This is a genomic window from Streptomyces sp. NPDC007896 (assembly GCF_042959425.1).
Lineage (GTDB): Bacteria > Actinomycetota > Actinomycetes > Streptomycetales > Streptomycetaceae > Streptomyces.
In genome coordinates this window covers 22336-42325 of record NZ_JBIBKX010000020.1, presented here as the reverse complement: position 1 = coordinate 42325, position 19990 = coordinate 22336, and the positions used below count along the sequence as shown (strand labels likewise).

General features: G+C 70.7%; 20 protein-coding genes and 1 pseudogene. 9 read left to right on the top strand and 12 right to left on the bottom strand.

Features of this window, described 5'->3' with window-relative positions; translation table 11 throughout:
- Positions 1-32 precede the first annotated feature (32 nt).
- From ACFZDJ_RS44390 to ACFZDJ_RS44375, 4 genes are all read right to left on the bottom strand, one after another.
- Positions 33-941: an aldo/keto reductase gene (locus tag ACFZDJ_RS44390; RefSeq protein WP_391067897.1), complete on the bottom strand. Its 909-nt coding sequence runs from the start codon at positions 939-941 to the stop codon at positions 33-35.
- A gap of 54 nt (positions 942-995) precedes the next feature.
- The gene (locus ACFZDJ_RS44385) at positions 996-1886 is read right to left on the bottom strand and encodes a glycoside hydrolase family 19 protein (protein WP_384906559.1); all 891 of its coding nucleotides are present in this window, start codon (positions 1884-1886) and stop codon (positions 996-998) included.
- A 256-nt stretch (positions 1887-2142) separates the two neighbouring features.
- Positions 2143-3501, bottom strand: a complete 1359-nt coding sequence (locus tag ACFZDJ_RS44380) for an aldehyde dehydrogenase family protein (RefSeq protein WP_391067894.1) — start codon at positions 3499-3501, stop codon at positions 2143-2145.
- 100 nt (positions 3502-3601) lie between these two features.
- Entirely contained in the window at positions 3602-4024 is a 423-nt protein-coding gene (locus ACFZDJ_RS44375) for a MarR family transcriptional regulator (RefSeq protein WP_391067891.1), read from the bottom strand.
- Between the two features lie 114 nt (positions 4025-4138).
- On the opposite strand from ACFZDJ_RS44375, the gene ACFZDJ_RS44370 reads away from it, so the two are divergent.
- The 6 genes from ACFZDJ_RS44370 to urtE all read left to right on the top strand — a co-directional run bounded on the left by ACFZDJ_RS44370 (position 4139) and on the right by urtE (position 10498).
- Entirely contained in the window at positions 4139-5251 is a 1113-nt protein-coding gene (locus tag ACFZDJ_RS44370) for a substrate-binding domain-containing protein (RefSeq protein ID WP_168488912.1), read from the top strand.
- A 401-nt stretch (positions 5252-5652) separates the two neighbouring features.
- Positions 5653-6873: an urea ABC transporter substrate-binding protein gene (gene urtA, locus ACFZDJ_RS44365; RefSeq protein ID WP_390933216.1), complete on the top strand. Its 1221-nt coding sequence runs from the start codon at positions 5653-5655 to the stop codon at positions 6871-6873.
- A gap of 83 nt (positions 6874-6956) precedes the next feature.
- Complete coding sequence (urtB, locus tag ACFZDJ_RS44360) at positions 6957-7853, top strand: urea ABC transporter permease subunit UrtB (protein ID WP_391067888.1); 897 nt, start codon at positions 6957-6959, stop codon at positions 7851-7853.
- On the top strand, positions 7850-8965 hold the full coding sequence (gene urtC, locus ACFZDJ_RS44355; protein WP_390933218.1) for an urea ABC transporter permease subunit UrtC: 1116 nt from the start codon (positions 7850-7852) through the stop codon (positions 8963-8965). Before urtB ends, urtC begins: the two co-directional genes overlap by 4 nt.
- Positions 8962-9801: an urea ABC transporter ATP-binding protein UrtD gene (urtD, locus tag ACFZDJ_RS44350; protein ID WP_391067885.1), complete on the top strand. Its 840-nt coding sequence runs from the start codon at positions 8962-8964 to the stop codon at positions 9799-9801. Before urtC ends, urtD begins: the two co-directional genes overlap by 4 nt.
- 4 nt (positions 9802-9805) lie before the next feature.
- Positions 9806-10498: an urea ABC transporter ATP-binding subunit UrtE gene (gene urtE / locus ACFZDJ_RS44345; protein ID WP_391068134.1), complete on the top strand. Its 693-nt coding sequence runs from the start codon at positions 9806-9808 to the stop codon at positions 10496-10498.
- Between the two features lie 75 nt (positions 10499-10573).
- On the opposite strand, the gene ACFZDJ_RS44340 is transcribed toward urtE, so the two are convergent.
- The gene (locus ACFZDJ_RS44340; RefSeq protein WP_391067882.1) at positions 10574-11770 is read right to left on the bottom strand and encodes a sigma-70 family RNA polymerase sigma factor; all 1197 of its coding nucleotides are present in this window, start codon (positions 11768-11770) and stop codon (positions 10574-10576) included.
- Entirely contained in the window at positions 11767-12123 is a 357-nt protein-coding gene (locus ACFZDJ_RS44335) for a YciI family protein (RefSeq protein WP_168505651.1), read from the bottom strand. The genes ACFZDJ_RS44340 and ACFZDJ_RS44335 overlap by 4 nt, the downstream gene beginning before the upstream one ends.
- A gap of 118 nt (positions 12124-12241) precedes the next feature.
- Here ACFZDJ_RS44335 and ACFZDJ_RS44330 point away from each other — a divergent pair, with 118 nt between their 5' ends.
- Complete coding sequence (locus ACFZDJ_RS44330) at positions 12242-13387, top strand: acyl-CoA dehydrogenase family protein (protein WP_391067879.1); 1146 nt, start codon at positions 12242-12244, stop codon at positions 13385-13387.
- Here ACFZDJ_RS44330 and ACFZDJ_RS44325 read toward each other — a convergent pair.
- The 5 genes and pseudogenes from ACFZDJ_RS44325 to ACFZDJ_RS44305 form a co-directional block, all read right to left on the bottom strand.
- Positions 13377-14519 (bottom strand): LLM class flavin-dependent oxidoreductase, encoded by a 1143-nt coding sequence (locus ACFZDJ_RS44325; RefSeq protein WP_384906575.1) that lies wholly within the window; start codon positions 14517-14519, stop codon positions 13377-13379. The genes ACFZDJ_RS44330 and ACFZDJ_RS44325 overlap by 11 nt on opposite strands.
- Before the next feature lie 42 nt (positions 14520-14561).
- A complete protein-coding gene (locus ACFZDJ_RS44320; protein WP_391067875.1) occupies positions 14562-15746 on the bottom strand; it encodes an SfnB family sulfur acquisition oxidoreductase in 1185 nt (394 codons plus the stop codon).
- A 4-nt stretch (positions 15747-15750) separates the two neighbouring features.
- Complete coding sequence (ssuE, locus tag ACFZDJ_RS44315; RefSeq protein ID WP_099939567.1) at positions 15751-16305, bottom strand: NADPH-dependent FMN reductase; 555 nt, start codon at positions 16303-16305, stop codon at positions 15751-15753.
- 62 nt (positions 16306-16367) lie between these two features.
- A pseudogene (locus ACFZDJ_RS44310) lies at positions 16368-16712 on the bottom strand (dimethyl sulfone monooxygenase SfnG); the annotation flags it as partial.
- 170 nt (positions 16713-16882) lie between these two features.
- The gene (locus tag ACFZDJ_RS44305; protein WP_351520955.1) at positions 16883-16960 is read right to left on the bottom strand and encodes a putative leader peptide; all 78 of its coding nucleotides are present in this window, start codon (positions 16958-16960) and stop codon (positions 16883-16885) included.
- 143 nt (positions 16961-17103) lie between these two features.
- Here ACFZDJ_RS44305 and ACFZDJ_RS44300 point away from each other — a divergent pair, with 143 nt between their 5' ends.
- Positions 17104-18030 carry a LysR substrate-binding domain-containing protein gene (locus tag ACFZDJ_RS44300; protein ID WP_391067872.1) on the top strand — a complete coding sequence of 309 codons (927 nt, stop codon included), beginning with the start codon at positions 17104-17106 and terminating at the stop codon, positions 18028-18030.
- Positions 18031-18040: 10 nt separating this feature from the next.
- On the opposite strand, the gene ACFZDJ_RS44295 is transcribed toward ACFZDJ_RS44300, so the two are convergent.
- Complete coding sequence (locus ACFZDJ_RS44295; protein ID WP_165854173.1) at positions 18041-18208, bottom strand: hypothetical protein; 168 nt, start codon at positions 18206-18208, stop codon at positions 18041-18043.
- 175 nt (positions 18209-18383) lie between these two features.
- Here ACFZDJ_RS44295 and ACFZDJ_RS44290 point away from each other — a divergent pair, with 175 nt between their 5' ends.
- On the top strand, positions 18384-19931 hold the full coding sequence (locus tag ACFZDJ_RS44290; protein ID WP_391067869.1) for a DUF2867 domain-containing protein: 1548 nt from the start codon (positions 18384-18386) through the stop codon (positions 19929-19931).
- Positions 19932-19990: the final 59 nt, after the last annotated feature.

Below are 19990 nucleotides of genomic sequence, written 5' to 3'. Positions count from 1 at the left end.
ACAGGACCGCCCGGGATGACGGGGCCCGTCCGTCACCCGCCCGGCCGATGGAGTGCGTCGAGGCGGGCCATCTCGTCGTCGGTGAGCCGCAGCGCGCCCGCTGCGACGTTCTCGACGAGGTGGTCCGGGCTGCCGGTGCCGGGGATGGCGAGCACGTGCGGGCCCTGCCGCAGGGTCCACGCGAGGCGTACCTGCGCGGGCGTCGCGCCGTGTGCACGCGCGACGGCGAGCACCTCCTCGTCGCCGTCGGTGCCGCTGGGGCCCAGCTCACCGCCCTTGCCGGCGATCGCGAAGAACGGCACGAACGCGACGCCCAGTTCCCCGCACCTGCGCAGGAGTGCGTCGGTCCCGGCGTCCGGGGAGTCGAGCCCGTACCGGTTCTGCACGCTCACCACCGGCGCGATGGCCCGCGCCTCCTCGAGGTGCCGGAGTCCGATGCTCGACAGGCCGAGGTGCCGGATCAGCCCCGCCTCGCGCAGCTCGGACAGCGCGCCGAAGTGCTCGGCGATCGAGTCCTGCCCCGTCCGCCGCAGGTACACGAGGTCGAGGTGGTCGCGGCCCAGCTGCCGCAGGTTCTCCTCGACATGGGCGCGGAGCTGGTCCGGCCGGGCCGGGGTGCCCCACTCCCCCGAGTAGTCGCGGAACGGCCCGACCTTGGTGGCGATGACCAGGTGGTCCGCGTACGGGGCCAGCGCGCTGTTGATCAGCTCGTTCGCGGAGCGCAGCGACGAGAAGTAGAACGCGGCGGTGTCGATGTGGTCGACACCCAGCTCGATCGCGCGGCGCAGCACGGCGATCGACCGGTCGCGGTCGCTCGGCGTGCCGAGATGGAAGGCCGCGCTGCCCGTCAGCCGCATCGCGCCGAAGCCGATGCGGCGGACGGGGAGATCTCCGAATGTCCAGCTGCCCGCGGCTGCCGCGGTGATCGTTTCCGAGGTCATCGCGGCAGTTTCGCACACCCGTTCAGGGCCCGGGCGGCTGCCGTCCGCAGCCGATCAGCAGTAGAGGTTGCCGCCGGCCGAGGTCCCGAGGATCTGCACGAACCGCTGGTAGGCGTCCACCCTGCTCTGCACCTGCGCCGGGTTCTTGCCGTCGCACTCCAGGGAGCCGTTGATGCTGCGGATGGTCTGGCCGAATCCCGCGCCGTTGACCATGGCGTTGTGGCCCGTCATGGTGCCGGGACCCGTCTGGGTGTTCCAGTACCAGAGGCCGGTCTTCCAGGCCACGGCGGCATCGTTCTGCACCAGGTAGGGGTTGTTGAGGAGGTCGATGCCGAGCGCGTCGCCCGCGGCCTTGTAGTTGAAGTTCCAGCTGAGCTGGATCGGGCCGCGGCCGTAGTAGGCCGACTGTCCGGCCGGGCAGCCGTAGGGCTGGCTCCAGTCGCAGTAGTGAGGGTAGTTGGCGGTGTTCTGCTCCACCACATAGACCAGGCCGCCGGTCTCGTGGCTGACGTTGGCGAGGAAGGCCGCGGCCTCCTGCTTCTTCACGGTGTCGCTGCCGGTGTTGGCGAAGGCCGGGTAGGCGCTCATCGCCGCCCGCAGACCGCTGTAGGTGTAGAAGGAACTCCGGTTCGGGAACATCTGGTTGAACTGCGCCTCGCTCACCACGAAGCCGTCGGAGGGAGTCGTGGAACCTCCGTCGCAGGCGTAGGGGTCCCAGTACCAGGTGCTGATGGTGGGGTCGTAGCCCGGGTTGTCGTGCTCGGCGACGTAGGTCTTCCCGTCGGTGTAGCGGACGACGTCACCGGTGACGTACGACCTCCCGGCCACCCAGCTCGGATAGCTCGAACAGGCGGCGGCTGACGCGCCTGAGGCCGGTAGCAGCACCGGGGTGGCGGACGCGAGGGCGAGGACGGTGAGGACTGCGGAGATTCGGCGCCTCGACACAGGTCAACTCCTTTGCGGAACACGGCCGCTCCCGGACAAGGGCAGCGCGGAGCGGAGCCTTGTGCGCACGTGCCGGCGGGGCCGGCCACGGCGTCGGGGGCGGCCGTGGTGGGGGGTGTGGAGCCACACTCAACCGCTTTGGTCTGTACCAGTCAAGGGTGTAGACCAGTCAGATCTGACAACGTTGGCAGAGAGGGTCGCACGACGGTGCCCCGGCAGATCTTCGACGATCTGCCGGGGCACCGTCGGGGCCGCGTCAGCCGAGCGGCTTGTGCAGCACCGCCTTGCGGTGGCTGAACGTCTCGATGGAGTAGCGGCCGTGGTAGCTGCCCGTGCCGCTCTCGCCGACCCCGCCGAACGGCAGGTCGGAGACGGTCAGATGGGCGAGCGGCAGCCCGAGGCCGAGGCCTCCGGAGGACGTCTCCTCGGCGATCCGCTCCCGGGTGGTGTCCGACTCGGTGAAGACGTAGAGCGCCAGGGGCTTGTCGCGGTCGTTGATGAAGTCGATGGCCTCGTCCAGCCCCGCCACCGTGACGATCGGAAGGATCGGTCCGAAGATCTCCTCCTGCATCACGGGGGCCTTGGGGTCGACGTCGGCGAGGACGGTGGGCGCGAGGTACTTGGTGGCCCGGTCTCCGGTGCCGCCGATGACGGTGCGCCCGGAGTCGAGCAGCGAGCTGAGCCGGTCGAAGTGCCGCTCGTTGACGATCCGCCCGTACTCGCCCGACCGTCCCGGCTCGGCGCCGAAGAGCGCCTCGACGGCGCGCACGAGCTCGGGCTCCAGTGCGCGGGCGGTCTCCGGGTCGGTGAGGACGTAGTCCGGCGCGACACAGGTCTGCCCGGCGTTGAGGAACTTGCCGCGGGCGAGCCGGTCGGCGACGACGGACAGGTCGGCGTCACGGTCGACGAACGCCGGTGACTTGCCGCCCAGTTCGAGGGCGACGGGGGTGAGGTGCTCGGCGGCGGCCCGCATCACGATCCGGCCGACCGCGCCGTTGCCGGTGTAGAAGATGTGGTCGAAGCGTTCCGCCAGCAGCGCGGTGGTCTCCGCAACGGCGCCCTCGACGACGGCGACCGCGTCGGTGTCGAGGTGGCGCGGCAGCAGCCGGGCGAGGGCGGCGGAGGTGGCGGGGGCGAGCTCGCTGGGCTTGACGACCACCGTGTTGCCGGCGGCCAGCGCGCCGAGCATCGGCGTCAGCAGGAGCTGCACCGGATAGTTCCAGGGGGCGATGACCAGCACGACGCCCAGCGGGTCGTACCGCGTCCAGGCCGTCGCGTCGGCGCCGAGATGGGCGGGGACCGGGGCGGACTCGGGGCGCAGCCACTCGTCGAGGTGGTCGAGGGTGTGGTCGATCTCGCGCACGGTGAAGTCGATCTCGGTGCGGAAGGCCTCGGCGGAGCTCTTGCCGAGGTCCGCGTGGAGGGCCTCCGCGAGCTCGGCGCCGTGCGTGGTGAGCAGTTCGCGCAGTCGGCGCAGCTGGGTGGTGCGCCACGCGAGGGGCTTGGTGCGGCCGGAGCGGAAGGTGGCGCGCAGCCGGGCCACGATGTCGGCGGGCTGCTCGGGGGTGCGGTCGTTCACGGTGCCTCGCTGATCGGTGCGGACCTGGCGGCCCACGGGCGGTCGTCTTGAGCCGTAGGGCTCGGTGTAAACGCCAACCTTTCATGTGCCCAAATAAATTCCGGGTACACGAAGAATACGTTCCGCGATCACGGCGTCACGAAGGGGTGTCAGAGGGCGGGCTCCGCGGGAGACCGTGGAGCGTGTCGGCCAGGCGCTCCAGCAGGCCCCTCAGCAGCTCGTCCTCGCCGTCGCTCAGCACCGGCCACCGCGCGCGGACCTCCCGGTCGAGGCGGCGCCAGTACGTCAGGCCGCGTGGGGTGAGATGGGCGAGGATGCGCCGCCGGTCGAGAGGGTCGACGCGGCGGTGGACGAGGTTCTGGTCGACGAGCTGGTCCACGAGCTTGGTCAGCGTCGCGGGCGGCAGGAAGGCGGCCTCGGCGACCGCGGTCATGTGGTGGCCCGCGCCGTCGGAGAGCAGGGCGAGCACCCGCCAGGCGTCGAGGGAGCAGCCGTCCTCGTCGAGGACGGTCTGGAGGTGGCGCGCGGCAAGCCGTTCGGCCCGCGTCAAGAGCTGCATCAGGTTCTGAGGCTCACGAGCAGATCGGCCGGCCATCATGCTCCTTGGTCACGAGGTGCGTACATCCTATGAGACGGACTGGAGTTCACCGCGGGGACCCGAAATCATGACGCCATGTTCGGGAGCGCTCCCCCTCCGCTCGACTGGTTCACGGCCGACGACTCCGTGCTCGGTGTGGCGCTGGTCTTCCCGCTCCAGGGGTCGGCCGGCATCTTCGGGCCCACCTGCGAACTGTGCGCGCGGCTGGCCGCGGAGGAGGTCAACCGCGCGGGCGGCGTCCTAGGCAAGGAGCTGCGGCTGCTGCCCGTCGACGGCGGCGCCCCGCCGGGTGCCGTCGCCGACCACGTCGAGGCCCTGGTGGACCTGGGGGTCGTGCAGGGCGTCACGGGCTGGCACATCTCCTCGGTGCGGCAGGCGCTGGCGCCGAGGGTCGCGCACCGGGTGCCGTATGTCTACACCGCGCTGTACGAGGGCGGCGAGCACACCGCGGGGGTGTTCCTCACCAGCGAGACACCGCGCGACCAACTCCGCCCCGCGATGGGACTGTTGGCGCACGAGCGCGGGGTGCGGCGCTGGTTCGTCGTGGGCAACGACTACATATGGCCACGCCGTACGGCCCGTGCGGCGCTCGGGTACGCCCGCGAGTCCGGGGCCGACATCTGCGGACAGTCCTATCTCCCGCTCGGCACCCACGACTTCGACGGCGTGCTGCGGCGCATCGAGCGGTCGGAGGCGGACGCCGTCCTGATGCTGCTGGTGGGCAGCGACGCGGTGCGTTTCAACCGGGCGTTCGCGGCGGCCGGACTCGACGAGCGCTGTCTGCGGCTGAGCACGCTGATGGACGAGAACATGCTGATGGCCAGCGGGCCGAGCACCACCTCGGACCTCTTCAGCACCGCGGGTTTCTTCGCCTCGCTCGCGAATCAGGACACCCTCGACTTCCACGGCCAGTACGCCGGGAGGTATGGCATCGAGGCACCGGCGCTCGGAAGCCTCGGCGAATCCTGTTACGAGGGCGTCCTGTTGCTCGCCGCGCTCATCGCCCGGGCCGGGTCGCTCGACGTGTCGGCGATCGGGGCGACGGCCGACACCGTGTCGTACGAGGGACCGCGCGGACTGCTTCACCTGCGGGGCAGTCACGTACGGCAGCGGATCTATCTGGCACGGGCCGAGGGAGTCGACTTCGACGTGGTGGCCGAACTCGATCTTCACGGATCCCGCCCTTGACACGTTCGCACCCGCACCAAGATACTTCCTGCAGGAAGTAATTAGAATGCCTCGGGCGATCTGTGAATTCATGCACAGAATTCCGCCCCGGGCATTTTTTCTTGCCCTGAGAGAGCGGGAAGATACAGCCGGGAAAGTCTGGTGAAACGCTTTGGAAACAGGGCGACTTGAGGCTGTGACCGCACTTCAGGAACCAGCCGGTACACCATCAGCGGAAAGCTGGAGACTCGCGCGCCATCGCCGCCCCTGAAGGGCTGTCTCTTTCTTTCCGGCTGTCCCCTCATGGGACTTAGGGGGTTCTTTTGTCCAGCGTTTCCAGCGTTCCCAGCGTTCCCAGGGTTTTCCGGGTTTCCCCGGTTTCCCCGGTTTCCCCGGTTTCCAGCACCTCCAGGCGTCGGTTCATGGCCGGCGCCGCGGCGCTCGCCGCGGTCGTCGCGCTCTCCGCGTGCGGCGCGAAGACCAACTCCGGAGGTACGTCCGACAAGGCGGCGCAGGCAGACACCAGCGGTGACACGGTCAAGGTCGGACTCCTCAACTCGCTCTCCGGCACCATGGCGATCAGTGAGGTGACCGTACGCGATTCGCTGAAGCTGGCGATCGACGAGATCAACGCCTCAGGCGGAGTGCTCGGCAAGAAGATCAAGCCGATCAGCGAGGACGGCGCCTCCGACTGGCCGACCTTCGCCGAGAAGGCGAGCAAGCTCATCAAGGAGGACCGGGTCGCGGCCACGTTCGGCTGCTGGACCTCGGCGAGCCGCAAGGCCGTCAAGCCGGTCTTCGAGAAGAACAAGTCGCTGCTGTTCTACCCCGTGCAGTACGAGGGCCTGGAGGAGTCGCCCTACATCTTCTACACCGGCGCGACCACCAACCAGCAGATCGTCCCGGCGCTCGACTACCTCAAGTCACAGGGCAAGAAGAAGATCTACCTCGTCGGCAGCGACTACGTCTTCCCGCGCACCGCCAACAAGGAGATCAAGGCGTACGCGAAGGCCAACGGCATGACGGTTCTCGGCGAGGACTACGCGCCACTGGGCTCCACGGAGTTCAGCACGATCGCCAACAAGGTGAAGGCGTCGAAGGCGGACGCGGTCTTCAACACCCTCAACGGCGACTCGAACGTGGCGTTCTTCAAGGAGTACAAGTCCGCGGGCCTGACCGCCACCCGCATGCCGGTGGTCTCGGTGTCGATCGCCGAGGAGGAGGTCAAGTCGATCGGATCGCAGTATTTGGCGGGCCAGTTGACGGCCTGGAACTACTACCAGACCACCCCGGGAGCGGCGAACACCAGGTTCGTGAAGGCGTACAAGGCCAAGTACGGCCAGGACAAGCCGACCAGTGACCCGATGGAGGCCGCGTACACCTCGGTCTACCTGTGGAAGGCGATGGTCGAGAAGGCGAAGTCCTTCGACCCGGAGAAGGTCAAGGCGGCCTCCGACGGCATCACCTTCGCGGCGCCCGAGGGCAAGGTCACCATCGACGGCGCAAGTCAGCACATCTACAAGACCGCCCGCATCGGCAAGGTCGGCACCGACGGGCTGATCCAGGAAGTGTGGAACTCGGGCAAGCCGATCAAGCCGGACCCGTTCCTCAAGGGCTACTCCTGGGCCTCCGGCCTCTCCTGACCGCCCTTCTCACGGGGGCTTCGACCACGACAGAGCTCGTCCATGACGAGCGGCCCCCGTGTCCCGTCCCCCGGAGTCGCTCCATGACCGTGATCCTCGGGCAGATGTTCACCGGCGTCAGCATCGGTGCCGTCCTGCTGCTCATCGCGCTCGGCCTGTCGCTCACCTTCGGCCAGATGAACGTCATCAACATGGCCCACGGCGAGTTCATCATGGCCGGCGCCTACACCACGTACGTCCTCCAGAAGTCCATCGCCGGCGCGGGTCTCTCGCTGATCGTCGCGCTGCCCGTCGCCTTCCTCGTCTCGGGTGCCCTCGGCGCGCTGCTCGAATGGCTGCTCATCCGCCGGCTCTATCTGCGTCCCCTGGACACCCTGCTGGTCACCTGGGGTGTCTCCCTGATGCTCCAGCAGCTCGCGCGGGACATCTTCGGCGCGCCCAATGTGCAGACCCGTGCGCCGGACGTCCTCACCGGGAACATCACCGTCATCGGCGGCGACGACCCGCTCACCTTCGCGAACAGCCGCCTGTTCATCCTGGGGCTGGCGGTCGCGGCGGTGGTCGCCCTGTCGCTCACCCTGCGGCTGACCCCACTCGGGCGGCGTATCCGTGCGGTCGTGCAGAACCGGGACCTCGCCGAGGTGTCCGGCATCTCCACCGGCCGTGTCGACCGCACCGCGTTCTTCATCGGGTCCGGCCTGGCCGGGATCGCCGGGGTCGCGCTGACACTCGTCGGTCCGATCGGGCCCACGATGGGCACCAACGTCATCATCGACGCCTTCCTGGTGATCGTGGTCGGCGGCATCGGACAGCTCAAGGGCAGCGTCATCGTCGCCTTCGTGCTGGGTGTGCTGCAGTCCGTGCTGGAGTACTCCACCACGGTCAGCGTCGCGAAGGTACTGGTCCTCGTGGCGATCGTCGCGTTCCTCCAGTGGCGGCCCCAGGGCCTGTACACCGTGCGGACGAGGAGTCTCGTATGACGACCACCACTCCTCATGCCCCATCGGTGAAGCAACTCCGGTCCCCGAAAGGCCGGTTGACCTTCCTGCGTCCCGCGGCCGGATTCGCCGCGGCCGCCGTCGCGCTCTTCGCCGTCGCCCCGCTCGCACTCTCCGACTTCCGGCTCGGGCTGCTCGCCAAGTACCTGTGCACCGCGATGGTCGCGGTCGGCATCTGTCTGGCCTGGGGCCGCGGCGGACTGCTGACACTCGGGCAGGGGGTGTTCTTCGGGCTGGGCGGCTATGCCATGGCGATGCATCTGAAGATCGCGGACGCGGGTCCCGGCCAGGTCCCCGACTTCATGCAGCTGTACGGCACCGCCACCGAACTTCCCTGGTGGTGGCGGCCGTTCGCCAACCCGGTCTTCGCCCTCGCGGCGACCGTGCTGCTGCCGATGGCCGTCGCCGCGATCCTCGGCTCGTTCGTCTTCCGGCGCCGGGTCAAGGGCGCGTACTTCGCGATCCTCAGCCAGGCGCTCGCCGCGGCCTTCGCGATCTGGCTGGTCGGCCAGCAGGCCACGACCGGCGGCACCAACGGACTCACCGACATCCAGGGCTTCTTCGGCTACGACCTCGACGACCCGGTCAACCAGCGGATGGTGTACTTCGTCATCGCCGCCGTCCTGCTGCTCCTGATCGCCCTGGCCCGCCAGCTCATCCACAGCCGGTACGGCGAACTCCTGGTCGCCGTACGGGACTCGGAGGAGCGGGTGCGCTTCCTCGGCTACAACCCGGCGAACGTGAAGCTCGTCGCGTACGTCGTCGCGGCGGGCATGGCCGGACTCGCGGGCGCCCTGTTCGTGCCCGCGGTGGGCATCATCTCCCCCGCGCTGATCGGGATCGTGCCGTCCATCGAACTCGTGATCGGCGCCGCGGTCGGCGGCCGGGCGAGCCTGGTGGGCGCGGTGCTCGGCGCGATCGCGGTCGCCTGGGCCAGAACCGCGCTGTCCGAGGAGTTCCCCGCGGCCTGGACCTACTTCCAGGGACTGCTGTTCATCGTGGCCCTGGCCTTCCTGCCGGGCGGCCTCGCCTCACTGGTGGGGATCGTCCGGCGGCGCAGGGCGAGCAGGGCGCCGGAGGGAGAAGCGGCATGACGGATCCGACGACCCCCGAGCCCCGGACGGACACCGGACTCTCGGGACTGGAGATACGGGGACTGCGCGTGTCCTTCGACGGTTTCACGGCCGTCGACGGAGTGGACCTCGACGTCGGCCCCGGCGATCTGCGCTTCCTCATCGGACCGAACGGCGCGGGCAAGACGACCCTGGTCGACGCCGTCACCGGCCTGGTGAAGGCGGAGGGGTCGGTGCGCTTCGGGGGCGAGGACATCCTCGGCCGCAGCGTGCACCGCATCGCCCGCTCGGGAATCGGCCGCACCTTCCAGACGGCCACCGTCTTCGAGGAGCTGACGGTCCTGCAGAACCTGGACATCGCGGCGGGCGCGGGCCGCGGCACGCTCACCATGCTGCGGCGCCGCAAGGGCGTACCGGAGTCCGTCGCGCGCGCCCTGGAGACGGTGGGCCTGACGGACCTCGCGGGCAGCCTCGCCGGAACCCTCGCGCACGGCCAAAAACAGTGGCTGGAGATCGGCATGCTGCTCGTCCAGGACGTCCGGCTGCTGCTGCTCGACGAGCCGGTGGCCGGCATGAGCCACGACGAACGGCAGGCCACCGGCGAGCTGTTGCGGCGCATCAGCCGGGAGCGGACCGTGGTCGTCATCGAGCACGACATGGACTTCATGCGCTCCTTCGCGCGCAGCGTCAGCGTGCTGCACGCGGGCAAGGTGCTCAGCGAGGGGACGGTGACAAAGGTGCAGGCGGATCCGAAGGTGCAGGAGGTCTACCTCGGACACGCGGCCACCGAAGACAGCGAGATCAGCGAGGACACCACGACGAGCGTGTCCCAACCGACCGCCGTACAGGAGGCCTGACGTGATGCTGGAGATCGACGACGTACGCGTCGGCTACCACCGCGGTACCGTCCTGCACGGCGTCCGTGTCGAGGTCCCGCGCGACGCGGTGACAGCCGTACTCGGACACAACGGCGCGGGCAAGAGCACCCTGCTGCGCGCCGCCGTCGGACTGCTCACCCCACAGAGCGGCCACGTCCGTCTCGACGGTGAGGACATCACCCGCCGCAAGCCGCACGAGCGGGTGGCGCGCGGCATGGCGTACGTCCCCCAGGGCCAGCAGGCCTTCCCGCACCTCACGACCGCCGAGAACCTCCAACTGGTCGCGGACGGGCGCAGGCGCGGCAAGGAGGCGCTCGCCGAGGCGCTGGATCTGTTCCCGGCGCTGAGGAACCTGTCGAACCGCCGGGCCGGGCTGCTCTCGGGCGGTCAGCGCCAGCAACTCGCCATCGCCCGTGCCCTGGTGACGGGCCCTCGGATCCTGCTCCTCGACGAGCCCACCGAGGGCATCCAGCCCTCGGTCGTCGCCGAGATCGAGGAGACGATCCTCGCCCTGGCCGCCCGTGGCGGGCTCTCGGTCCTGCTGGTCGAGCAGCACGTCGGTTTCGCGATGCGGGCGGCGCAGCGGTACTACGTCCTGGAGGCGGGCCGGGTCACCTCGTCGGGCGAGGGCGGGCAGGAGGCCGAGCGGTCGGTACGGGAGGCGCTCAGCGTGTGACCGCGAGCGCTGCCCGGCTCGTACGGGCACCGCTCGGTCTCCTGCGCGCGGCGCCCGGCTTCGTACAGGCGCCGCTCAGCGTCGTGGCAGTGCCGCGCGGGCTCGTTCGAGGTAGGCGCGCTCCGGTGCGCTGTCGGTCAGCGCGATGGCCGCCTCGTACGCCCCTGCGGCCGCTGTGTGCCGGCCCAGGCGGCGCAACAGGTCCGCCCGTACGGCGTGGAAGGCGTGGTAGCCGTCCAGGTCGAGCGCCTCGACGAGGGCGAGTGCCTGCTCCGGGCCCTCGACCTCGGCGACGGCGACGGCCCGGTTGAGGGCGACCACCGGGCTCGGGGCGAGCGCGGCCAGCTGGTCGTAGAGCTGGAGGATCTGGCCCCAGTCCGTGGCGGCCGCGGTCGGGGCGTCGCTGTGTACGGCGTTGATCGCGGCCTGGATCTGGTACGGACCCGGCCGGTTGCGGCGCAGACAGCGGCGTACGAGCGTCTGTCCCACGGTGATGAGATCGCGGTCCCACCGGGAGCGGTCCTGGTCGGAGAGGAGGATCAGGTCGCCGCCCGGTGTGGCGCGGGCGGGCCGGCGCGACTCGATGAGGAGCATCAGCGCGAGCAGGCCGAGGGCCTCGGGCTCGTCCGGCATCAGCTCGACGAGAAGGCGGCCGAGCCGGACGGCTTCGGCACAGAGGTCCTCCCGGCCGCCGTAGCCCTCGTTGAAGATGAGGTAGACGACCGCGAGCACCCCCCTGACACGGTCCGGAAGGTCCGCGTCGCGCGGGATGCGGTACGGGATGCGGGCGTCGCGGATCTTGGCCTTGGCCCGGACGATCCGCTGGGCCATGGTGGGCTCGGGCACGAGGAAGGCGCGGGCGATCTGCGGCGTGGTCAGACCGCCGAGGAGGCGCAGGGTGAGAGCGACCTGGGCCTGGGTGGCGAGCGCGGGGTGGCAGCAGGTGAAGATCAGGCGGAGCCGGTCGTCGCGCACGGGGCCCTCCTCGGCCGGTTCGTCCCGGGCGTACAGCCGCTCCGCCTCGGCGTGCCGGGCCTCGCGCGTGGACTCGCGGCGCAGCCGGTCGACGGCGCGGTTGCGCGCGGTGGTGATGATCCACCCGGCCGGGCTGGGCGGTATGCCCGACTCCGGCCACTTCCGCAGGGCGGTGGTGAAGGCGTCCTGGACCGCTTCCTCGGCGAGGTCGATGTCGCCGAGGAAGCGGACGAGGACGGCGACCGCGCGGCCGTATTCGGCACGGAACACGGCCTCGACGTCGGCGTTCGAGGTCATCCGTCCTCGGCTTCTCCCATGAAGGGCCGCACCTCGATGGGGAGTGTGGTCGCCAGTGTCGCCTTGCGGCCCCATTCGAGCGCCGCGTCGAGGTCGGGTGCCTTGATCAGGCAGATCCCGCCCAGGTACTCCTTGCTCTCGGTGTACGGGCCGTCGGTGACGAGCACGTCGCCGTCCTTGGCGCGCACCACGGTGGCGGTCTCCGGTCCGTGCAGTCCCCCGGCGAACACCCACGCACCGGCCTCGCGCAGCTCGGCGTGGAAGACGTCGAGATTGTGCATGATCTCTTCCAGGATCTCGGGCGCGGGCGGCTCGCCGGGCGGCTGCATCACGCTCAGCAGGTAGTACTTCATGATGTGTGCTCCTCGGCCGTGTCGTTCTCGACTCGTTCTCGGGTGGTCTTTCACTGACTACACGAACGGGAGACGGCCGGATCGACACACGACACGACAACCGCGGGAGATTTTTTCGATGACCACCCCACCGCATCCGCTCGTCACGGCCGCCAGGCGGCTGGCGGCCGAGGTGCTGGCCCCACGGGCGGAGCGCGTGGACCAGGAGGGCGTGCCGAAGAGCAGCATCGAGGCGGTCAAGCGGTCGGGGCTGCTCGGGGTGAGCGCGCCGGTGGCCTACGGCGGGTCGGCCGCGCCCGCCGCGGTGGTCCGTGAGACCGCCGAGATCCTGGCCGGGGCGTGCTGCTCGACCTGGTTCGTGCAGACCCAGCACCACACTCCGGTGCTGACCCTGGCGAAGGGTGAGCGCGCGGCGCGGGAACGGTTGTTGGGCCCGCTTGCGGGTGGGGAGCTGTTGTCCGGGGTCGCGTACGCGCAACTGCGGGCCTACCCGCGGATCCCCGTCCGGGTCACCCGTGAGCGTGGCGGCTGGCGCTTCGACGGGACGGTCCCCTGGTACACCGGCTGGGGACTGAACGACGTGATGCTGCTCGCCGGGGTGACGGACGCGGACGAGGCGCTGTTCGCGTTCACCGAGGCGCGTGAGCAGCCTGGGCTGCGGCCTTCGCCGCCGATGCGGCTGGCGGCGCTCACCGCCTCGCGCACGGTGTCCCTGGAGCTGGACGGGCTGTGGCTCCCGGACGACGCCGTGGCCCTGCGCACGCCGTACGAGACCTGGGCGGTCACCGACCGCCCCAAGAACACCAACGCCTCACCGGCCGTCTTCGGGATCACCGCGTCGGCGCTCGACCTGCTGGACGGCGATCCCGCGGCGAAGGAGACCGGACAGGTGCTGCGCGCCCGCCTCGACGAGGTCCGACGGCAGGCGTACGAGCTCGCCGACCACCCGGTGCCCACCGAGCGGATCGCGGAACGGCTGGCGGTCAAGACGCGGGCGTACGACGTCATGCGCGCGGCCACGACCGCGGCGGTCGTGGCCGGTGGCGGGCGTGCGATGGACCTGGGCAGCCCGGCGCAGCGGCTGGCACGCGAGGGGATGTTCCTGCTGGTGCAGGGGCAGACCGCCCAGGTGCGCGCCGCCCACCTCGGTGCGCTCGGCTCGCCCGATTCGTTCGGCCCGCCCGGTTCGTTCGGCCCGCCCGGTTCGCTCGGCTCGCCCGATTCGTTCGGCCCGCCCGGTTCGTTCGGCCCGCTCAGCTCGTGAAGGGCACCTGCGCGGCGGGGGCGGACGTCGGCGCGAACGGGTGCTGCCACAGGCCCTGCGCGGCCAGACGCGGCAGCACGCCCTCGCCGAACCAGTACGCCTCCTCCAGGTGCGGATAGCCGGAGAGGACGAACTCGTCGATGCCGAGGGCGTGGTACTCCTTGATCCGCTCGGCGACCTCGTCGTGGCTGCCGACCAGAGCGGTGCCCGCGCCGCCGCGGACGAGGCCGATGCCGGCCCACAGGTTGGGGTGGATCTCCAGGTCCTCGCGGTTGCCGCCGTGGAGGGCGAGCATGCGCCGCTGCCCCTCCGACTCACTGCGGGCCAGGCCCGCCTGGACGGACTTCACGGTGTCCGGGTCGAAGCCGTCCAGGAGTTTGTGGGCCTCGGCCCAGGCCTGTTCGGCGGTGTCGCGCGTGATGACGTGCAGCCGGATGCCGAAGCGGACGGTGCGCCCTTCCTTCGCCGCCAGCCCCCGTACCCAGGCGATCTTCTCGGCGACCTGGGCAGGCGGTTCGCCCCAGGTGAGGTAGACGTCGACGTGTCGGGCGGCGATCTCGCCGGCGATGGGTGAGGAGCCGCCGAAGTAGACCTCGGGGACCGGGTCGGGGACCCGGGCCAGCCTGGCGTCCTCCACCTGGAGGTGTTCCCCGGAGAGGTCGACGGTCTTGCCCTCCCACAGGTCCCGCACGATCTGCAGGAATTCGCCGGTACGGCGGTAGCGGGCGTCCTTGTCGAGGAAGTCGCCGTAGGCACGCTGTTCGTGGCTCTCGCCGCCCGTGACCACGTTGAGGAGCAGCCGGCCGCCGGTCTGCCGCTGGAAGGTGGACGCCATCTGCGCGGCGAGCGTGGGTGAGACGAAGCCGGGCCGGAAGGCGACCAGGAACTTCAGCCGTTCGGTGTTCTGGCTGACCATGGCGGTGGTCAGCCAGGCGTCCTCGCACCAGGCGCCGGTGGGGGTGAGCGCGCCGACGAAGCCCAGGTCCTCGGCGGCGCGGGCGATCTGGCTCAGATAGGCGACCGTCGGCGGCCGGTTCCGGCCGAAGGCCGTGGCGGGGGTGCCGTGACCGCCGCCGACGACATGGCGGCTGTCGCCGTTGGTGGGCAGGAACCAGTGGAAGGTGAGGGACACGGGCGCGTTCTCCGATCATGGGGGGCCGAGGTGCGAGTGGGGTTACAGCAGGCCGTGGCGGGGTGGTTTGGTGCCCCCCAGCACGTATCGGCCGATGTGCTGGATCTTCCAGCGGGCCGGGTCGTGCAGGGTGTGGGTGCGGGCGTCGCGCCAATGCCGGTGCAGATTGAGCGAGTTGAGGGCGGAACGGGTGCCGGACAGCTCGAAGAGGGCGCCCGCCACCTCCACGGCGGTGGCGGAGGTGTGCACCTTCGCGGCGGCCACCGCGATGGACGCCTCGGCCGCCGAGTCCTCGGTCAGCTCGTCGCGGGCCGCGTCGACCGTGCGGGCCGCGGCACCGAGCAGCGCCTCGGACGCCCGTACCTGGACGGCGAGTTCACCGAACCGCTGGATGAGGAGCGGGTCCTCGGCCGCCGTGTCGAAGCCGCTCTCGAACCAGGGCCGGCTCTTGGAGCGGACGAACTCGGCGGCCTCGGCCAGCGCGCCCGCGGCGATCCCGGCGTCGATGGCGGCGTGCAACAACTGGGCGATGGCTCCGTGGAGTTGGGGACCCCGAAAGGTGAGGTGATGGGGGACGACACGGTCGGCGGGCACGTGCACGGCGTCGAGGCGGACGGTGCCGCTGGCCGTCGTACGCTGGCCCATGCCGTCCCAGTCGTCGACGACCGTGACCCCCTCGGCGCCGCGGGGCACGTAGGCGACGTGCAGGTTGTCGTCGCCGGCGCGGGCGAGGACGGGGATCCAGTCGGCGAAGAGCGCGCCGGTGGAGTAGTGCTTGACGCCGGTGAGGACGTACGAGCCGTCAGGCCCGGGGTCCAGGCGGGTACGGATGTCCTGGATGTGCCGGGTGCCCGCCTCCGACTGGGCGTTGCCGAAGCGGCGCCCGGCCAGTACCTCGCCGAAGAAGAACGTCTGCTGCTCCAAGGTGCCCTGGCGGCGCAGCACGTTCACGTACACGAAGTGGTTCTGCGGGATCTGGGCGAGGCTGGCGTCGGCCGAGGCCAGCAGCCGGAACACCTCCGCGAGGGTCTCCTGCCGGACATCCGCCCCGCCGTGCTCGGCGGGCACCGTGACGGCGAGCAGTCCGGAGGCGGAGAGGCGGTCCAACTCCTCGCGCGGGAGCCGCCGTTCGGAGTCCCGCGCCGAGGCACCGGCGCAGAACTCCTCGGCGAGCGCGGCGGCGACGGCCAGGGCCTCGATGTCGTCGGCGATCACTTTGGCGGACATCGTGTCAGCCCGCCGCGGCCAGCAGGGGCGCGCTGCCGAGGGCCGCCGAGAACTGGTCGACCACCTGCGTGAGGGCCTCGGCCGTGGCCGGGGCGACGGTGATACCGCCGTCCTCGCCCGTGATGATGTCCTTGTCCAGGGTGAACCAGCCCTGGACGATGTGCGCGGCACCCATGGAGTTGAGGACCGGGCGCAGGGCGTAGTCGAGGGCGAGGACATGCGCGGTGCTGCCGCCGGTGACGAGCGGCAGCACGGTCTTTCCGGTGAGGGCGTACTGCGGGAGCAGGTCGAGCAGGGCCTTGAGGACGCCGGAGTAGGCGGCCTTGTAGACGGGGGTGCCGATGACCACGCCGTCGGCGCGGGCGAAGAGTTCGGTCGCCTCGACGATGGCGGGGTGCTTGAAGTCGGCGCCGAGCAGGGCCTCGGCGGGGATCGTGCGGACGTCGAGCGGGATCACCTCATGCCCCTGCGCGGCCAGCCGGGTGTCCAGATGGCGCAGGAGCTTCGCGGTACGGGAGGAGACGGACGGACTGCCGGAGACGGACAGGACGGTGGCCATGGGGTCCTCTTTCGGGAACAAGCGCAGGGGTGGGTGCGGCGGGCGCGGAGTGGGGAACGGGCTCAGGCGTGCGCGGGGACGGCCGCGGGCTCGGTGTCCGCTCGCGCCTCCAGCTCGCGCACCAGGGGCAGCACCCGGCGGCCGAAGTACTCCACCTCCTCGTGGTAGTGGAGGAAGCCGAGGAGGAAGAGGTCGACGCCGAGCCGCTTGTAGGCGACGATCCGTTCGGCGATCTGCTCGGGGGTGCCGATCAGGCCGGTACGGAAACCGTCGTTGTACTGGATGAGGTCCTCGAAGCTTGAGTCCTGCCAGATGCCCTTGCCGTCGGCGGTGGACTGTCCTGCCTGCTTCACGGCGGCGCCGAAGCCCTCGACGGCCTCGTGGTCGGCCTGGGAGACGATTTCGCGGGCGCTGCGGACATGCGGAACTCCTGTTGCGGATTTCGGGTACGCCGAATTCAGGGGGCGCGTTCAGGACGGCGCGCGGGATCGCGGAATTCAGGCGGTGCTGTGGGAACGCCGCACACGGCTGTCCGACGACAGCGGTGGGGCCGATGAGGTGCGGCGGATCCGGGGACTCAGGCCGCGGTGCAACAGGAGGCGCTGGAGACGCGCGCGAGGTCGACGTGGCGTCGCCGCGTGAGGTCCAGTCGCATCATCATGCCGTCGATCGTGGCAGCCGGCCGCGAGGGCAGTCAAGGAAAACCCGACCGGTCTCGTATCGCGGACCACCGAATTTCACGAACGTATGACAGGGAAACCCTTGAACAGGCCGTGAAATGGACCGCATTCTGCTGGCGTGCGGACAGAGCAACTGGAATACATCGCGGCGGTCACCCGGCTCGGCTCGCTGCGCCGGGCAGCCGAGGAACTCCACCTCTCCCAGCCTGCGTTGAGCGAGACCGTGCGGAACCTGGAGCGCGAACTCGGCGTCGATCTGCTGGAGCGCAAGCGATCCGGCGCACGGATGAGCGCCGAGGGGCGGGAGCTGCTGCCCCACATCATCAACGTGCTGGACGCGGTGGACCGGCTGCGCGGCGCGGCCGGCGAGCAGCACCGCATCAGCCGGATGGTCCGCGTCGGCACGGTGAACGCGGCGACGGTGCCCCTGCTCATCCCGACGGTCCGGGAATTCCGTGCGGTGCATCCGCTGACGCAGGTGGAGGTGGTCGGCGCCCAGCAGACGGAGATCCACCGGGCCCTGTCGGAGGGCGGCCTCGACCTGGGCCTGGTGAACCATCTCGACGGCGACGACCTGCCCGCCGACTTCGAGACCACCGAACTGCTGCGCGGCCGACCGGTGGTGTGCCTGCGTCCGGACAGTCCGCTCGCCTCACTCGCCGCGGTGTCGGCGGCGGACCTGCTGGACGGACGCGAGGCGCTGATCGCCATGCGCTCCGGGTACGTCATGCACCGCTATCTCCACCGGCTCCTGGAGGGCCGCGGTCCGGCCCTCTCGTACACGACCGACGGTGCCGAGATGGGCAAGCTCATGGTCGCCGAGGGGCTGGGCGCGACGGTCCTGCCCGATTTCAGTGTGCTCGGGGATCCCCTCGAGCGGTGTGGCGCGATCACCCACCGGCCGCTCACGGACGACACGACACGGGTCCTGCTGATGCTGCGGCGCCGCCAGGCGGACTCGGTGCCGCGTGCCGCCCACGACCTGCACGAGGCATTCGTACGCAGGGCGGCGGAGCTCGGCGGCCACCTGTCGGATCGGCCCTGACCGGGGTCGTTCAGTCCTCGTCGCCGACCGGCACCACCACGAGGAAGGCGTCCGACTTCAGATCCATCACCACCGTCGCGGGCTGCCCCTCGGTGCGGCGCCGGGCCGCGTACTCCTCCGCCGTCCAGGATCCGCGCGGACCTCCCGCGGGAAACCGCTCCAACACCTTCGTGCCCATACCGGCAGACACCTCCAGCCGTGACCTCGGACTCTCGTGTTCTCCCGCCTGCCCGCGATTCACCCGGACATGTCCCTAAAGACTCCGCCAGGCGCATCCGACCGCCGTGTTCGAGTGGAAGAGATGAGGGAGGGAACTCGGCAAGGGGGTGGCCCGACGAAGGACGGAGGGACCCATGAGCGACGACGATCCCCGCCCCGCCCCGCGCTGTCTGGTGACCGGTGCCACCGGCTACATCGGCGGCCGGCTGGTCCCCGAGCTGCTGGAGGCGGGGCACCGCGTGCGGTGTCTCGCCCGCTCCCCCGCCAAGCTGCGGGACTACCCGTGGGCGGGCGACGCGGAGGTGGTGCGCGGCGACGTCACGGACGCCGGCTCGGTCGCCGAGGCGCTGCGCGGCATCGACGTCGCGTACTACCTGGTGCACGCCCTGGGCACGGGCCATGACTTCGAGGAGACCGACCGGAAGGCGGCCCGCGTCTTCGGTGAGCAGGCCCGCGCCGCCGGGGTGAGCAGGATCGTCTACCTGGGCGGCCTGACCCCGGCGGGTGTCCCCGAAGAGCGTCTCTCGCCCCACCTCAGGTCGCGCGCCGAGGTCGGCCGCATCCTGCTGGAGTCGGGCGTGCCGACCACGGTTCTGCGCGCGGCCGTGATCATCGGCTCCGGCTCGGCCTCCTTCGAAATGCTCCGCTACCTCACCGAACGCCTCCCGGTCATGGTCACGCCCCGCTGGGTGCGCACCCGGATCCAGCCGATCGGCGTACGGGACGTGCTGCGCACCCTGGTCGGCAGCGCGCGGATGCCCGCCGAGGTCAACCGTGCCTTCGACATCGGCGGTCCCGAGATCCTGACCTATCTGGAGATGATGCAGCGGTACGCCGCCGTCGCCGGGCTGCCGCGCAGGCTGATCCTGCCCGTGCCGGTGCTGACCCCCGGGCTCTCCAGCCACTGGGTCGGCCTCGTCACCCCGGTGCCCGCGTCCATCGCGCGCCCGCTCACCGAATCGCTGCGTCACGAGGTCGTCTGCCACGAACACGACATCGTCCGGTACGTCCCCGATCCCCCGGGGCGTCCGTTCGGCTTCGACAAGGCGGTGTCGCTGGCCCTGCAACGGGTGCGGGACGCCCAGGTCACCACCCGGTGGTCGTCGGCCTCCGTGCCCGGCGCGCCCAGTGATCCCCTCCCCACCGACCCCCACTGGGCGGGCGGCAGTCTCTACACCGATCAACGCGAACGGATCGTGGACGCGCCGCCCGGGGCGCTGTGGCGGGTGATCGAGGGCATCGGCGGTGAGAACGGCTGGTACTCCTTCCCGCCGGCCTGGGCGCTCCGCGGCCGGCTGGACCGGCTGGTGGGCGGTGTCGGCCTGCGGCGCGGACGGCGCGACGCCGCCCGGCTGCGTGTGGGCGACTCGCTCGACTTCTGGCGCGTCGAGGAGATCGAGCCAGGCCGTCTGCTGCGGCTGCGCGCCGAAATGCGGCTGCCGGGCCTCGCCTGGCTGGAGATGTACGCCGAGGCCGGCACCGAAGGCCGGTCCCGGTACCGGCAACGGGCCCTGTTCCATCCGCACGGCCTGCTGGGACACGCCTACTGGTGGAGCATCTCGCCCTTCCACGCCGTCGTGTTCGGCGGCATGGCCCGCAACATCGCCAAGGCGGCGGCCAAGGCCGACGTACCGGGCGGGGCACGGCAGCCCGCCGTGGCGTCCCACTCCCACTCCCACTGAGTCCCGCATCCCTCGCCGATACCCGCATCCGCGAGGGACCGCGGGCCCGAAGCAGTCAT

Coding starts and splice junctions, on each gene's coding strand:
- ssuE (WP_099939567.1), bottom strand. CDS start 16,305: ATGGCCACCGTCCTGTCCGTCTCCGGCAGTCCGTCCGTCTCCTCCCGT.
- ACFZDJ_RS44330 (WP_391067879.1), top strand. CDS start 12,242: ATGACCACCCCACCGCATCCGCTCGTCACGGCCGCCAGGCGGCTGGCG.
- ACFZDJ_RS44320 (WP_391067875.1), bottom strand. CDS start 15,746: ATGTCCGCCAAAGTGATCGCCGACGACATCGAGGCCCTGGCCGTCGCC.
- ACFZDJ_RS44290 (WP_391067869.1), top strand. CDS start 18,384: ATGAGCGACGACGATCCCCGCCCCGCCCCGCGCTGTCTGGTGACCGGT.
- ACFZDJ_RS44375 (WP_391067891.1), bottom strand. CDS start 4,024: ATGCAGCTCTTGACGCGGGCCGAACGGCTTGCCGCGCGCCACCTCCAG.
- ACFZDJ_RS44305 (WP_351520955.1), bottom strand. CDS start 16,960: ATGCGACTGGACCTCACGCGGCGACGCCACGTCGACCTCGCGCGCGTC.
- ACFZDJ_RS44370 (WP_168488912.1), top strand. CDS start 4,139: ATGTTCGGGAGCGCTCCCCCTCCGCTCGACTGGTTCACGGCCGACGAC.
- ACFZDJ_RS44390 (WP_391067897.1), bottom strand. CDS start 941: ATGACCTCGGAAACGATCACCGCGGCAGCCGCGGGCAGCTGGACATTC.
- urtA (WP_390933216.1), top strand. CDS start 5,653: ATGGCCGGCGCCGCGGCGCTCGCCGCGGTCGTCGCGCTCTCCGCGTGC.
- ACFZDJ_RS44295 (WP_165854173.1), bottom strand. CDS start 18,208: ATGGGCACGAAGGTGTTGGAGCGGTTTCCCGCGGGAGGTCCGCGCGGA.
- ACFZDJ_RS44340 (WP_391067882.1), bottom strand. CDS start 11,770: ATGACCTCGAACGCCGACGTCGAGGCCGTGTTCCGTGCCGAATACGGC.
- urtD (WP_391067885.1), top strand. CDS start 8,962: ATGACGGATCCGACGACCCCCGAGCCCCGGACGGACACCGGACTCTCG.
- urtE (WP_391068134.1), top strand. CDS start 9,806: ATGCTGGAGATCGACGACGTACGCGTCGGCTACCACCGCGGTACCGTC.
- urtB (WP_391067888.1), top strand. CDS start 6,957: ATGACCGTGATCCTCGGGCAGATGTTCACCGGCGTCAGCATCGGTGCC.
- urtC (WP_390933218.1), top strand. CDS start 7,850: ATGACGACCACCACTCCTCATGCCCCATCGGTGAAGCAACTCCGGTCC.
- ACFZDJ_RS44335 (WP_168505651.1), bottom strand. CDS start 12,123: ATGAAGTACTACCTGCTGAGCGTGATGCAGCCGCCCGGCGAGCCGCCC.